The sequence below is a fragment of the Ruegeria sp. CI1 genome, assembly GCF_056536925.1.
In genome coordinates this window covers 131,404-144,483 of the sequence record NZ_JBQFQP010000001.1, presented here as the reverse complement: position 1 = coordinate 144,483, position 13,080 = coordinate 131,404, and the positions used below count along the sequence as shown (strand labels likewise).

Genomic DNA, 13,080 nt, shown 5'->3' with positions numbered 1-13,080 from the left:
GAAACCGGCCCTTCGCAAAGGACCTGACCGGTCCGGCGTCATCCCCGAAACAGCGCAGACCGGCTCGCAATGACGAGCCCGGAGCTTTGTCCCGGCGGGCTGGTCGCGCGAATCCAAGAGGGCCCTATTATGGCTTCTACAAAAACTGGGGCGCTGCCCCGGACCCTGCCGGAAAGCACCCGGCTGAAGATCACCTATCGCAAGACCGATGATCTTGTTCCTTACGCGGGCAATGCCCGCACCCATACCGATAAGCAGATCGCCCAGATCGCCGCATCGATCCGGAAATTCGGTTTCGCCAATCCGGTGCTGGTCGATGGCGGCGGTGGTATCATCGCTGGTCACGGCCGCGTGGCAGCCGCGAGGTTGCTCGGCATGGAAACGGTGCCAACAATCGAGCTGGCGCATTTGTCGGCTGCCGAGCGCCGCGCCTACGTCATCGCTGACAACCGGCTCGCCGAACTGGCAGGCTGGGATCGCGACATCCTGAAAATCGAGTTTCAGGCCCTGGCCGAGCTTGATCTGGACTTTGAGCTGGAAATTACCGGCTTCGAAACTGCCGAGCTGGATATCCTTCTGGACGACGACAGCGGCGAGGCTGCCGAAGACCCGGCTGATATCGTACCGGAGCCCGATCCGGGCCCGGCAGTCACACGTCCCGGTGATATCTGGCAGCTCGGTCGTCATCGGCTGATCTGCGGTGATGCCTGCGAACCGGCGACATACGCCGCGCTCATGGGCGGTGATCGTGCCCGGGCTGTGTTCACGGACCCGCCGTACAATGTGAAGATCGACGGCCATGTCTGTGGATCCGGCGCGGTGAAACACCGCGAATTCGCCATGGCCGCCGGCGAAATGGATGCCGGCACCTTCACGGCCTTTCTGGAGGTTTCGCTGGGCGCCATGGCGGATGTCAGCCATGACGGCGCCATTCACTTCGTCTGTATGGACTGGCGGCACATGGCCGAACTGCAGTCTGCCGGTTCAAAGGTCTATTCCGAGCTGAAAAACCTTTGCGTCTGGGCCAAGACCAATGGCGGCATGGGCACTTTCTACCGCTCCCGCCACGAGCTGGTCTATGTCTGGAAGGTTGGCACAGCGCCACACACGAACACCTTCGGCCTCGGCGAAAAGGGACGTTACCGGACGAATGTCTGGGACTATCCGGGCGTCAACAGCTTCGGCGGAAACCAGCAGGATCTGGCACTACATCCGACCGTCAAGCCAGTAGCGCTGGTGGCCGACGCGATCCGCGATGTCACCCGGCGCGGCGAGATCGTGCTGGATGGCTTCGGTGGCTCTGGCACAACCCTGATCGCAGCCGAGCGCAGTGGTCGCGCCGCACGGCTCGTCGAACTGGATCCGGTCTACTGCGACGTCACCTGCCGCCGTTACGCGGCGCTGACGGGCCATGATGCGGTCCTGGCAGAAACGGGCGAAAGCTTCGCTGCCGTTGCTGAGCGGCGCGCACAGGAGGCGGTGGCCCCTGAAACGGAGGCGGCAGAATGACAGACCAGACAAAAAATCCGGTGGGCTATATGAGCCCGCCGGAACATAGCCGCTTCAAGAAAGGTCGGTCCGGCAATCCCAAGGGGCGGCCCAAAAAGCCGGATGACATCTACACGCATCTGCAACGTGTCCTGAAACGCCAGGTCAAGCCAAAGGGCGCAGACAGACAGATGCCGATCAGCGAAGCTCTGATCCGGAAGTTGCGCGAGCTGGCCCTGTCGGGCGACAGGCGGGCACTGGCACTGCAGAGAAAGATTCTGGACGAAGCCAGCGTCGCTGACGCCCGGCGCTTCGATCCCGAAGCAAAGAAAAAGGCGATCCTCGATCGGATCCGGCGCGTGGACGCGAAGCTCAAGGACGAAGGAGGCAACGATGCCAGATGATTATGATACCGGCTACGGCAAACCGCCAAAAGCCAGCCGCTGGAAGAAAGGCCAGTCGGGCAATCCGAAGGGTCGCCCGAAGACCCGCTCTGATCTCGTAAACGAGGCTGCAGCGATTCTGTCCGAGCCTGTAGTGGCCCGGACCCCGGAGGGCCGCAAAGTGACCCTGGCCGCCTATGAGGCGGGGTATCTGGGGCTCTGCAAACGCGGATTGAAGGGCCACGTGCCGTCACTGATCGCAGCGATCAAAATCATGCTGGACGTCCAGCCTGCCCTGGATGCGCGGGAACTAAATGACAGGCAGCGTCGTGAAAACATGATCGCCCGGCTGGAAAAGATGGGCATAAAGGTGCCGGACCGTTGGGGTGGCAACGATGCCTGAGTCCCGCCATAAAACGGGCCGCCATTATGGACTTCACAGCCGCGCAACGGCCCCTGTGGGGCCGTATGTTGCCGGTGCAGCCCCCCCGGGGGGCAGCATGCCCGCGACACCTGAAGGGCGGCTCTCACCCGGACCTCGAAAACCCAACGCTTGTTGTGCTTACCGACCGAAACGATCTGGACAACCAGCTCTTCGCAACATTTGGCCGCTGCAAGGATCTGCTTGGCGAGGAGCCCGTTCAGGCCGAAAGCATCGCTGATCTCAAAGACCATTTGAATCGCGAGGTCGGTGGCATTGTGTTTTCAACCATCCAGAAGTTTCGCCCCGAAGCGGGAGAACTCTTCCCTGAGCTGACGTCGCGTTCCAATGTCATCGTGCTCGTCGACGAGCGATCACTGTTTTCAAGCTTCGCAAGCAAACATCTGATCTGCGCGGCCATCATTTGTCCGCAGCAGTAGGGTGACAGGATTTGTCGCCCACAGAAAATACTTAAGATTCGTTAAGGAAGAGCGTTGGCTGCTTTGGCAAGCAAAGCAGCCCCATCAGACCAACCAGATTCTTATCAGTCGGACAGTGGGAGCCTGCAATCCAGTTTTTGGAGTTCGATTCTCACCAGCGCTTCGCTTCAACCGCAAAATGCCTTACCTGCAATCCGCCCCAGAACAGCCGCTGCAAGCAGTCCGTTGCCTGACAGATAGCCGCTGTCCGCATTCCCTGAGACACCGCAGGCAGCACCACCGCCAGCGAACAGGTTGGGGATGGGCGCTCCTGTGCGGGTAAGTACGCGCGTCTCTCCATCAATCCGCAAGCCGCCTTGGGTGTGAAACAGAGCGCCGGTGACCCTCACGCCGCAATAGGGCGTCTCAAGGCGGAGCTTGCCGAAGAAGCGGCCGAATTCATCCGTGCCGCCTTCCGGGATATCGCTGATGGTTTTTTCAAGCGCATCGGTGGGCAGGCCCAGCGTCAGGGCGAGATCGCTCAGAGTGTCGGCGATTTGCACTGCCCCCTGTGCTTCGGCACGTTTGAAATCCTCGAATTGCCGAGCGATGCCCGCAATGCGTGCATCGAAGATTGCAAAGGCCTCGCCACCCGGTTGCGAGAGCACGGCACGGGCAGCCTCGGAGTAACCCTGCGCTTCATTCCAGAAGCGCCGACCGGCCCGGTTCACCTGCACGCCACCTTCCGTGATCGTCGCCCAAGTAATGAGGATGCCATGCGGGTGGGCTACGTTGCCGTGACCCTGGTAAGCACCCAAATGCTGGGTTGCTGCGCCTATCTTTTCGGCCCAGAGCACGGCTTCACCCCTGTTTCCATCGTGGCCGAACCACAGACCGTCGGCGATTTGCGGCATATGTCTGGCGACCAGAGCGCGGTTCCCGCCGAAACCGTTACAGGCTAGGATCAGGCGCTTGCAGCCGATGGTTTCGACTCCGCCATCGGGGCGGCGCGCGGCGACTCCGTGGACAAGGCTCTCCGCGAAGTAGAGGGTTTCCGCCCGCCGTTCGCAGACAATGTCGATGCCTGCCCGCTCGGCGGCGCTGCGCAGCGCGTCGATCAGTTCAGTGCCCGCACGGGTCGGCAGCCCGTGCATACGGCGGCTGGAATGGCCGGGATAGTCGAAATCATCCACCACCGAGAACGGCAGGCCATGGGCCTCGGTGAGCCAGTCTATGACGGAGGCTGCATTCCAAGCCAGAAGATCGACCAGAGCCTGATCGTTTTCGCCATGCGCCTTTGCCTGTATATCGGCTGCGAAGCGTTCCGGGTTGTCGTCTATCCCTGCTGCCCGCTGAAGCCTGGTTCCTGCCGCTGGTATCAGCCCGGCCGAAAGTGCAGTGGATCCCGAGGGGAGGGCGTCAGCTTCGATGACCAGAACCTCCTGGCCTGCCTCGCTGGCCGAAAGCGCTGCAATCAATCCGCAGGCGCCCGCCCCGATGATGAGCGTTTCAACCTCGATGTCGAAGCTCTTTGGCGGGGCGCTAACGTTCGGAGCCGTCATAACGAGTGCCCTCCCGCAGCATGTCTTCCGTCCCGATCACCCGGTTGAGGCCGCCGAAGTCGAACATCCTGTTGGCAAAGGGCTTGTTCGACCCATTGCGCGCAAGGCTCTGATAATATTCCTGCGCGGTGCGGGCCAGCGCGCGGACGATTCCACCGGGAAAAATGACGATGGAAAATCCGAGGGCTTCGAGGTCATCTGAGCCAGTGATCGGCGTCGCACCCCCCTCGACCATGTTGGCCAGGAGGGGCACCCGCGACGCAAAGCGCGAGGCGATCGCTTCGATTTGCTCGCGGTCCTGCGGCGCTTCTATGAAAAGCACGTCCGCGCCCGCCTCGAGATAGGCTTCGGCGCGGTCCGCAGCGGCTGAAAGACCTTCGACGGCGATGGCATCGGTGCGCGCGATGATCAATGTTTCTTCAGACGTCCGGGCATCGGCCATCGCGGCAATCTTGCCCACCATCTCGGATGCGGGGATGAGCGACTTGTCGGCTAGATGGCCGCAGCGCTTGGGGTAGGTCTGATCCTCCATCTGCAAGGCCGAGGCGCCCGCGCGTTCATAAAGCCGCATTGTGCGTTGTGCGTTCAGCGCATTGCCAAAGCCCGTATCCGCATCGATGATGACGGGAAGGTTCGTGCGATCCGCGATCAGCGTCATGGTGTCGGCCATTTCAGAACAAGTCGTCAAGCCGATGTCGGGGCGTCCCAGCCTGGTGTAGGCCACGGCGGCACCGCTGAGATACAGTGCCTCGAACCCCGCCGCTTCGGCCAGCGAAGCGGTCAGCCCGTCGTAAACGCCCGGTGCGACGACGATTTTTTCATGCTGAAGGCGTGTCTTGAGGCTCATGACATGCCCTCGATCAGGGTCAGGGCGTCGGCGCAGGTCATCTGATGTGTGACAGTTCCGAGAGACAGCAGGGTGGCGTCATGCACGTCCTGCCGGAATGCCGCGCAGCCATCGGTCAGCATCACGGTTTCGATGTTGCGCAGGTGCGCATCCCGCAGGGTCGAGGCCACGCCACCGTTCGTCACGATGCCTCCTACGATGAGTTGGTCGATTCCGAGCGCGCGCATCAGGTACTCTAGCCGGGTCTGGTAGAACGCCGAATAGGCGACCTTTTCGATCACGAAATCCGCAGGCGGAAGCGTGTCCACAAGCCCGTGCCCGAAGCTGCCCGGCGCGAAGTCTCCCTTGCCCAAGAAAGGGCGCAGTTGCTTCAGGTGCGGTGCGATCAGGGGCTCGCCGTCCTTGTCCGGCACCAGCGTGAACTGCGCCGAGAAGTAACGCCCGCCCCCCGCCTGGATCGCCCGCGCCAGCGGCGCTATGCGATGGGGCAGGGCCGCGATGCTTTCTGCGGTCTGCCCGGCGCGACCATATGCGCCCTCGGGATGGATGAAGTCGTTCTGCAGGTCGATCGTCAGAAGCGCGGTTCGCGCGATATCCCATGTGCCCGGATTGCTCATGACGCGTCCTCCAGCGATTCAATGATGGTATTGCCAAACCGGTCAACTCGACCCTTCAAGTGCGGTTCGATCAGGACAGTCGTGTCGGGCTGCGTCAGGATCGCGGGTCCCTCTATGACAGTCCCCACGGGAAGCGAAAGCCGGTCATAGACGGCGGTATCGTGCCAGCCGTCGGCAAAATGCACCTGCCGGTGACCGATAGGTTCCGCCGGGCCTTCACTGGAGGGGGCCAGCGTGCCGAGGTCGAACTTGGGCCGCTTGCCCGTTACCGCGCTGCGCAGGTTCAGGATGCGCCGCACGCCGTTCTGCAACAGCCTGCCGAAAGTCGCGCCGTAGGCGGCATCGAAAGCCTCCTCGATCTCGGCGCGTGTCGGCGGAGTCACCTTTCCACCTGGCGCGGCAACGCTGATCGGAACCGACACGGTGTGTGTCTGCCCGATATAGGCCATGTCGAGTTCGAAGCTCAACTCGCGCGCCTCGAAATTGGTGCGGGCGGCATCGAGCAGCGCCATGCCCTGGTCGGCATGCGCCTGCATGAAAGCGCCTAGAGCAGCCTCATTCAGAGTGTTCACCAGCGAATTGATTGTCTGAACGAAATCCTGCCGCATGTCGGCAATCACACAGCCCATTGCGGAGGTGACGCCCGGATAGCGTGGCACGATGGCCCGCGCGATCCCGACCTCGGCCAGCATCGCGCCTGCATGGAGCGCGCCGCCCCCGCCGAAGGGCATGAAGGCGAAGCGCTTGGGATCGAAGCCACGCTCGATGCTGACAAGACGGATCGCGCCGGCCATTCGGCTATTGGCGACCCTCAGGATCGCCTCGGCGGCATCAACCGTGGAAAGTTTCAGGGGGCGGCCCACATGTTCATCGATCGCGCGCGCGGCCGCATCCACATCCAACCTTTCGAGCTTGCCGCCGATGGGGTTGTTCGGGTCGATCCGACCCAGCACGACATTAGCGTCCGTCACAGTCGGGCGCGTATTGCCCAGCCCGTAGGCCACGGGGCCGGGGTTGCTGCCCGCGCTTTCAGGCCCGATGTTGAGCAGCCCACCCTTGTCCACCGAGGCGATTGAGCCGCCGCCCGCGCCGATGGTGGTGATCTCGATCATCGGGTTGCGCACCACCATGCCGAAGTCGATGGAAGTTTGGGGCGACAGCATGGATTGGCCTTCAGCGATCAGCGATACGTCAAAGCTCGTGCCACCCATGTCGCCGGTGATGATGTTGGGAAACCCTGCCGACTGCGCGATGTAGCCGGCCGCGATCACGCCCGCCGCTGGACCGGAAAGCGCGGTGCGCACCGGCAGGCGGCATGCGGTCTCCACGGCCATCACACCGCCATTGGATTGCACGATCATGAACTCGCCATCGAATCCGCCCGCCTCGAGCGCGTTCTCGAGCCGCCCGATATAGCCGGACACTTCGGGCTGCAGGTAAGCGTTGAGCGCGGCAGTGGAGAACCGTTCGAATTCGCGGATCTCCGGCAGGATTTCGGACGAGGACGACACATGCTCATTGTGCCAGACCTCGCGCAGGGCAGCGGCGGCGGCATCTTCATTGGCGGTATTGGCATAGGAGTTGGCAAAGAGGACCGCCACGGCCTCGCATCCCTGCTCCTGTAGTGTCCGGGCGGCGGCGCGGACCGCGTCAAGGTCAACCGGGGTTCGAACGGTGCCGTCTGCCAGGGTCCTTTCGGAAACCTCGAGTCGATGGCGGCGGTCCACGACAGGTTCGAAATCCCCGCGCAACCCCCAAGTGCGGGGCCTGTCCCTGCGGCGCATCTCCAGCACGTCGCGCAGGCCTTCGGTACAGATCACGCCCGTCGTCGCGCCCTTGCGTTCCAGCAGGGCGTTGGTCCCAGCAGTCGTCCCATGCACGACCACGGCAATGTCCGACAGGTTCGGGACTTCGCGCCGGATGCCATCCAGAAAACCGCCCGACTGGTCGGGCCGTGTCGTGGAAACTTTGGCGACGCTTGCGGTGCCCTCGGCTTCGTTGAGAACGAATATATCCGTGAAGGTGCCGCCGACATCGACACCGATCATGCGGTTGCTCATGCCTGATCCTCCCGCCACTGTCTGCCGTAGGCGGTGTCCGCCTCTGCCGCGCTCACCAGTCCCCGTGCCACGTCGAGGGCTACGGATTTCGGGTCCCGCCCGGATGCGGTGCCATAACCGCCCCCACCCGGCGTTTCGAGGCGAACGGCCTGACCGGCCTTCAGCTTGATGCCCCGCATCTTCGAGGCAAGCGGCGGGCTGTGCCAGCCGTCATCCTGTTCATAGTGAAAAACGTTCAGAGCCCCGTCGCCGCCGCCTGCAATGCCCTTCGGGGCGAATCGTCCGCGTTCCCCGAAAAGAAACGCCTCGGCGCCGTTTTCTTCCAGCACCTCGATCTCGTAGACCGCGCCGAGCCCGCCACGATGCGCACCCGCACCGGCGCTGTCCGGGCGAAGCGCCCATTTGCGAAACATCACAGGGTAGGCGGCCTCGAGGATTTCCATCGGCGGGATCGTTGCCGTCGAGATCGGGGCATTGCCGTGGTTGAGCCCGTCCGTTTCGATCGAGCCGCCATGCCCGCCTCCATAGAAGCTGAACATTACCCACGGCTGACCGTTCTTGCGCTTGCCCGCGATGGACAGTGCATTGATCGTGCCGTAGGCGTTCGCGACGACGCGGTCCGGCGCGGCCTGGGCGAAAGCGCAGAAGACCACGTCGATCATGCGCAGGATCGTTTCGGTGTACCCGCCCGTCGGGGCAGGGAATTTCGCGGCAAGCAGGCTCCCCTCCGGCACGATCACCTCGATGGGACGCATGACACCCGCATTGGCTGGCAGACCCGGAAAGACATGCTTGATCGCGACATAGGCCGTGGCCACGGTCGTTGGCAGGGCGATGTTCACGGGGCCTGCGCACTGGGGCGACGACCCGGAGAAATCCAGGGTCATCCGATCTCCGCTGATCTCGAGAGCGATCCTTATCTTGAGCGGTTCGTCGATAATCCCGTCATTATCGAGGTAATCCTCCGCTTCCCAGCGGCCATCGGGCAGATCCGTCAGTTCAGACCGCATCAGCGCCTCGGCGCGGTGGCCGAGCGCCTCGAGTGCCGCGGTGATCGTGTCGGCGCCGTATTCATCCAGAAGCTCGTCCATGCGCCTGACACCGAGATCGAGCGCGCCAAGCTGGCCGTTGAGATCGCCCATCGCCGACTGCGGCAGGCGCGTGTTGCGCAGCAGGATGTCGACGATGTCCTGGTTGATCTCGCCCTTTCGGGCGAGTTTCACCGGCGGCAGGTTGAAGGCTTCCTGAAAGACGTCCGTCGCTGCCGGGTTGTAATTGCCCGGCACTGCTCCGCCGAGGTCATGCCAGTGGCCCACGGACGCGAGATAGCAAAAGAGCTTCCCGTCGCGGAAGTAGGGCCGCACGAGACGCATGTCTGACAGGTGCGTGCCGCCGATATGGGCGTCGTTGAAAATATAGATGTCGCCGTCTTCCAGATTGCCGTCTGCCGCGGCCTTCTCGATCACGGCCTTCACGGCAAAGGACATCACTCCGACAAAGATCGGCAGGCCGGATTTACCTTGCACGAGCGTGTCGCCCGACATCGCGTGATAGATGCCGTGACTGGCGTCATGTGCTTCGGCGATAATCGGGTTGAAGGCGGCGCGAAATAGCGTCGCGTCCATCTCGTCGGCGATCTGCTCCATGCGGCCCGCAAGAACCGACAGGGTGATGGGGTCAATCTCGGTCATGCGTTTGCCCTTGTTTCTGCCATGTCGTTCCAAACCTCTTGCCGCGTGATCTTGCCGTCCGTGACCTCGAACCGGTCGATGAAGCGGATACCCTCGAAGGTGCTGCCGTCGTGGAATTCGCCGCTGAGCGTGCCGCGGCAGTAGACGATGGCGGTGTTGCCTGCACCCTGCATCGCGTCGAAGCCGTCGAATGTCTTGGCAACGGACCTGTAGCGCGGCTTCGACCACGCGATCAGTTCGTCGAGCTTATGCATGGGCGCCGTTCCCGGGAAGGTCATGGCAAAGCCCTCTCCGAGCATGTCGCGCGCGACTTCGATCTCGCGCGCTTCCATTGCTGCAAGGTAGCCCTTCACAACTTCGATGGGGTCAGGGCGCGCCTCGGCCGGACTGCGCCGTATGCGGCCCCGGTAATAATTCTCGGTCGGCATGTCATGGATCATCACCGTCACAAGTTCCGGGGCTGCGGGAACGACGAAACGCACGGCATCGGTCAGAGCTTCGCCAAGACGTTGTTTTTCCTGACTGTCGTAGCCTTCCAGAACGTGCAGTTCGACGATCGGCATCATTTCCTCCCTGCAAAACCTGTATTGTTTGTAATACAAATAATGTATCTTGCCAGAGAAAAATTTTTGTACATCAGAGATGCTAATCCTTGCTTTTGGAGGGAACGCATTTACCCTCCGCCTGGAATGATCGGGGAATCACAGTTGCAGACGGAAGCGGTTCAGATACTGCCGGAAGGGGCCAAGGCGCGTCGCGTCTATCTGTCGCTGCGCGATCAGATCACTGGTGGAGTACTGCGCGATGGCGAATCCCTGCCCGGTGAACAGAAGCTCGCGGAAACCTTCGGGGTTAGTCGCGTCACCGTCCGTCGCGCGCTCAATGCACTCGCGCAAGGCGACCTGATAGAGCGCCGTGCAGGCAGCGGGACAAAGGTGCGTGCGCTGCCTGACAGCGGCCAGCGCGCCGCAATGGATTTCAACACGCTTATGCCGCAACTGGTCGAAATGGGGCAGCAGACCACGGCGCGGCTCCTGTCGTTTTCCTACGGCACAGCACCTGATTTCGTGACGTCGGCCATGAAGCTCGGCAGCGACACCAAGGTCCAGATCGCCACGCGCGTCCGCCTTGCGGTGGATGTTCCCTTTTCGCACCTCACGACCTACGTACCAGCCCAGATCTCGCAAAACTATTCCGAGAACGACCTTGCTACCACGCCTCTCTTCAAGCTGCTGGAGCGCAGCGGCGTCCAGATCAAGGAGGCGCACCAGTCGGTGAGTGCGACGCTCGCGGGCCCGGATGTGGCTGAGGCGCTCGAGGTTGACGTGGGCTCGGCACTTCTTTCGCTGCGTCGCGTCGTGCGCGATGTTGATGGCAACGGCGTGGAATACCTGTCGGGACTTTACCGGCCCGACATGTTCCGTCTCGAGATGCCGCTGACGCGCGTGGGGCAGGGGGCGGCCCGACACTGGGAGCCCGCTATCGGGCAGAGCGGGAGAGAGGGTTGATGCGCAAGCCGGAGACCATGCTCGACAAGCTTTGGGCGGCGCATGAGGTGTTGCGTCGCGAAGATGGCGTATCGCTGCTCTGGGTCGACCGGCATCTGGTGCACGAAGGTTCGCACCACGCTTTTGCCAAGATCGCGGAACGCGGCCTGCCCGTGGCCGAGCCAGGGCTGACCTTCGCCGTGGTCGATCACTATGCACCTACACGCGAACGGTCGAAGATCGCAGATCCCCGGATCGCACGGATGATAGACACGCTGCGCCGCAATGCCGCGCAGCATGGGGTACGGCTCTATGATCTCGACGATCCGCACCAAGGCATCGTGCATGTCGTGGGGCCGGAAGAGGGCCTCACGCTTCCGGGACTGCTCATCAACTGCGGCGACAGCCATACGTCCACGCATGGCGCTTTCGGGGCGTTGGCCTTTGGTATCGGCGCGACCGAAGTGGCCCATGTGCTCGCCACACAGACGGTGTGGCAGCGCAAGCCCAGATCGATGCGCATAACTGTCGATGGCACGCTCGGCGCGGGCGTCTCGGCCAAGGATATCGCGTTGGGTTGGATCGCAGAACTGGGGGCGGACGGTGCGCAGGGTTATGCCGTGGAATACGCAGGCAGCGCCATCCGAGGTTTGACGATGGAGGGGCGCATGACGCTGTGTAACCTGTCGATCGAGGGCGGTGCGCGGTTTGGCATGGTGGCGCCGGATGCGACGACCTTCGCCTATATCGAGGGACGCCGCTTCGCGCCGAAGGGTGCCGCCTGGGATGCGGCCTGCACTGACTGGCGCTTGCTCGCCAGCCACGCGGATGCAGTATTCGACCGAGAGGTGACGCTCGACGCCGCCCGGATTTCCCCGACCGTGACATGGGGTACAAGCCCCGAACAGGCGTTGCCGATCTGCGCGGCGATCCCCGACCCGGCAACTCTGCCCTCCGAAAAGGCGCAAGCCGCGCGGGCGGCACTCGACTACATGGCGTTGAAACCGGGGCAGAAGCTGGAAGGCACGCCGGTCGATCAGGTCTTCATCGGCTCCTGTACGAACGGGCGGATCGAGGATCTTCGCGCCGCCGCAACGGTACTGCGCGGTCGCAAGGCGAAGGTGCCGGGCCTGATCTCGCCGGGCTCCGCGCAGGTCAAGGCGCAGGCAGAAGCAGAGGGGCTTGACCGCGTGTTCACTGAGGCTGGCCTCGATTGGGTCGCTTCCGGGTGCTCCATGTGCGTTGGCATGAACGGTGATCTCGTCGAAGAGGGCAAACGGTGCGCATCCTCCACCAACCGTAATTTCAAGGGCCGGCAGGGGCGTGGAGCGCGGACGCACCTGATGAGCCCGGCCATGGTCGCTGCCGCCGCCGTGACGGGGACTCTGGCGGATGTGCGCCCGCTTCTTGTCGGAAGGGCTGACTGATGGCCGGGTGGCGCATACACAAGGGCACGGCGGTCAGCCTGCCAGTCGCGAACATCGATACCGATCAGCTGATCCCCGCGCGCTTCATGTCGGTGCCGCGCTCCGAAGGCTACGGGCCCTACCTCATGCATGACATGCGCCGCGACGAGACGGGCAAGCTGCGCGCGGACTTCCCGCTGAACGCCTGTCCCGGCGCCAGCGTGATCCTTGCTGGTCGCAACTTCGGCAGCGGATCCTCCCGCGAAGCGGCGGTTTACGCCCTTGTGGACGCAGGGCTTCGCGCGGTCATCGCACCCGGAATTGGCGACATCTTCGCCTCGAATGCGGTTAACAACGGTCTCTTGCCGGCAAGGGTCGGCGCGGAGGGCCACGCGGTTCTGGAGGCAGCGCTTTCAAAGGGCCCTCGGGACATCGCAATTGACATCGACAACCGCTGCATAGAACTCGGCGTCACCAAGGTGGATTTCGCGCTAGATGACAGTTGGGCCACAAAACTCGTCAATGGCTGGGACGATATCGACCTTACGCGCAATCACGGGCCTGCCATCGCGGCGTTCCGGCGCACTCGCAATCAAACCGCAGCCTGGGCAAGGCCCGCAGATACGGATTGAAACCAGCCGCATGACGCGGCAGCCACGGCCTGAGAATGGCCTTCCACACGGGGCGGAAACCCCACAA

13 protein-coding genes are annotated in these 13,080 nt (G+C 62.9%); 7 read left to right on the top strand and 6 right to left on the bottom strand.

The genetic code is table 11. The annotated features are described in order from the left end of the window. Positions 1–129: 129 nt before the first annotated feature. Genes ACR0LZ_RS00700 through ACR0LZ_RS00685 form a run of 4 tightly spaced genes read left to right on the top strand, consistent with a single transcriptional unit; the run spans position 130 to position 2,732 of the window. A complete protein-coding gene (locus ACR0LZ_RS00700) occupies positions 130–1,509 on the top strand; it encodes a site-specific DNA-methyltransferase (RefSeq protein ID WP_480747839.1) in 1,380 nt (459 codons plus the stop codon). Further along, positions 1,506–1,892: a DUF5681 domain-containing protein gene (locus tag ACR0LZ_RS00695; RefSeq protein WP_480747838.1), complete on the top strand. Its 387-nt coding sequence runs from the start codon at positions 1,506–1,508 to the stop codon at positions 1,890–1,892. Before ACR0LZ_RS00700 ends, ACR0LZ_RS00695 begins: the two co-directional genes overlap by 4 nt. Next, positions 1,882–2,274 carry a DUF5681 domain-containing protein gene (locus ACR0LZ_RS00690; RefSeq protein ID WP_480747837.1) on the top strand — a complete coding sequence of 131 codons (393 nt, stop codon included), beginning with the start codon at positions 1,882–1,884 and terminating at the stop codon, positions 2,272–2,274. Before ACR0LZ_RS00695 ends, ACR0LZ_RS00690 begins: the two co-directional genes overlap by 11 nt. Before the next feature lie 26 nt (positions 2,275–2,300). Continuing rightward, positions 2,301–2,732: a hypothetical protein gene (locus ACR0LZ_RS00685; RefSeq protein WP_480747836.1), complete on the top strand. Its 432-nt coding sequence runs from the start codon at positions 2,301–2,303 to the stop codon at positions 2,730–2,732. Between the two features lie 167 nt (positions 2,733–2,899). On the opposite strand, the gene ACR0LZ_RS00680 is transcribed toward ACR0LZ_RS00685, so the two are convergent. The 6 genes from ACR0LZ_RS00680 to ACR0LZ_RS00655 are packed head-to-tail and all read right to left on the bottom strand — an operon-like array spanning position 2,900 to position 10,051. Then, the gene (locus ACR0LZ_RS00680) at positions 2,900–4,273 is read right to left on the bottom strand and encodes an FAD-dependent oxidoreductase (RefSeq protein ID WP_480747835.1); all 1,374 of its coding nucleotides are present in this window, start codon (positions 4,271–4,273) and stop codon (positions 2,900–2,902) included. Further along, positions 4,254–5,120 (bottom strand): isocitrate lyase/PEP mutase family protein, encoded by an 867-nt coding sequence (locus ACR0LZ_RS00675; protein ID WP_480747834.1) that lies wholly within the window; start codon positions 5,118–5,120, stop codon positions 4,254–4,256. Before ACR0LZ_RS00675 ends, ACR0LZ_RS00680 begins: the two co-directional genes overlap by 20 nt. Then, complete coding sequence (locus tag ACR0LZ_RS00670) at positions 5,117–5,737, bottom strand: cysteine hydrolase family protein (RefSeq protein ID WP_480747833.1); 621 nt, start codon at positions 5,735–5,737, stop codon at positions 5,117–5,119. The genes ACR0LZ_RS00675 and ACR0LZ_RS00670 overlap by 4 nt, the downstream gene beginning before the upstream one ends. Further along, positions 5,734–7,797 carry a hydantoinase/oxoprolinase family protein gene (locus ACR0LZ_RS00665; protein WP_480747832.1) on the bottom strand — a complete coding sequence of 688 codons (2,064 nt, stop codon included), beginning with the start codon at positions 7,795–7,797 and terminating at the stop codon, positions 5,734–5,736. The genes ACR0LZ_RS00670 and ACR0LZ_RS00665 overlap by 4 nt, the downstream gene beginning before the upstream one ends. After that, positions 7,794–9,488, bottom strand: a complete 1,695-nt coding sequence (locus ACR0LZ_RS00660) for a hydantoinase B/oxoprolinase family protein (protein ID WP_480747831.1) — start codon at positions 9,486–9,488, stop codon at positions 7,794–7,796. The genes ACR0LZ_RS00665 and ACR0LZ_RS00660 overlap by 4 nt, the downstream gene beginning before the upstream one ends. Then, entirely contained in the window at positions 9,485–10,051 is a 567-nt protein-coding gene (locus ACR0LZ_RS00655; protein WP_480747830.1) for a tautomerase family protein, read from the bottom strand. The genes ACR0LZ_RS00660 and ACR0LZ_RS00655 overlap by 4 nt, the downstream gene beginning before the upstream one ends. A 144-nt stretch (positions 10,052–10,195) precedes the next feature. Here ACR0LZ_RS00655 and ACR0LZ_RS00650 point away from each other — a divergent pair, with 144 nt between their 5' ends. From ACR0LZ_RS00650 to leuD, 3 genes are read left to right on the top strand one after another with little or no spacing between them, the layout of a single operon-like run. Beyond that, positions 10,196–10,996, top strand: coding sequence for a GntR family transcriptional regulator (locus ACR0LZ_RS00650; RefSeq protein ID WP_480747829.1), 801 nt, complete (start codon positions 10,196–10,198; stop codon positions 10,994–10,996). Beyond that, the gene (gene leuC / locus ACR0LZ_RS00645) at positions 10,996–12,402 is read left to right on the top strand and encodes a 3-isopropylmalate dehydratase large subunit (protein WP_480747828.1); all 1,407 of its coding nucleotides are present in this window, start codon (positions 10,996–10,998) and stop codon (positions 12,400–12,402) included. Before ACR0LZ_RS00650 ends, leuC begins: the two co-directional genes overlap by 1 nt. Next, a complete protein-coding gene (gene leuD, locus ACR0LZ_RS00640) occupies positions 12,402–13,013 on the top strand; it encodes a 3-isopropylmalate dehydratase small subunit (RefSeq protein WP_480747827.1) in 612 nt (203 codons plus the stop codon). Before leuC ends, leuD begins: the two co-directional genes overlap by 1 nt. Positions 13,014–13,080: the final 67 nt, after the last annotated feature.

Coding starts and splice junctions, on each gene's coding strand:
- ACR0LZ_RS00695 (WP_480747838.1), top strand. CDS start 1,506: ATGACAGACCAGACAAAAAATCCGGTGGGCTATATGAGCCCGCCGGAA.
- ACR0LZ_RS00660 (WP_480747831.1), bottom strand. CDS start 9,488: ATGACCGAGATTGACCCCATCACCCTGTCGGTTCTTGCGGGCCGCATG.
- ACR0LZ_RS00665 (WP_480747832.1), bottom strand. CDS start 7,797: ATGAGCAACCGCATGATCGGTGTCGATGTCGGCGGCACCTTCACGGAT.
- ACR0LZ_RS00675 (WP_480747834.1), bottom strand. CDS start 5,120: ATGAGCCTCAAGACACGCCTTCAGCATGAAAAAATCGTCGTCGCACCG.
- ACR0LZ_RS00690 (WP_480747837.1), top strand. CDS start 1,882: ATGCCAGATGATTATGATACCGGCTACGGCAAACCGCCAAAAGCCAGC.
- leuC (WP_480747828.1), top strand. CDS start 10,996: ATGCGCAAGCCGGAGACCATGCTCGACAAGCTTTGGGCGGCGCATGAG.
- leuD (WP_480747827.1), top strand. CDS start 12,402: ATGGCCGGGTGGCGCATACACAAGGGCACGGCGGTCAGCCTGCCAGTC.
- ACR0LZ_RS00670 (WP_480747833.1), bottom strand. CDS start 5,737: ATGAGCAATCCGGGCACATGGGATATCGCGCGAACCGCGCTTCTGACG.
- ACR0LZ_RS00700 (WP_480747839.1), top strand. CDS start 130: ATGGCTTCTACAAAAACTGGGGCGCTGCCCCGGACCCTGCCGGAAAGC.
- ACR0LZ_RS00685 (WP_480747836.1), top strand. CDS start 2,301: ATGGACTTCACAGCCGCGCAACGGCCCCTGTGGGGCCGTATGTTGCCG.
- ACR0LZ_RS00680 (WP_480747835.1), bottom strand. CDS start 4,273: ATGACGGCTCCGAACGTTAGCGCCCCGCCAAAGAGCTTCGACATCGAG.
- ACR0LZ_RS00655 (WP_480747830.1), bottom strand. CDS start 10,051: ATGCCGATCGTCGAACTGCACGTTCTGGAAGGCTACGACAGTCAGGAA.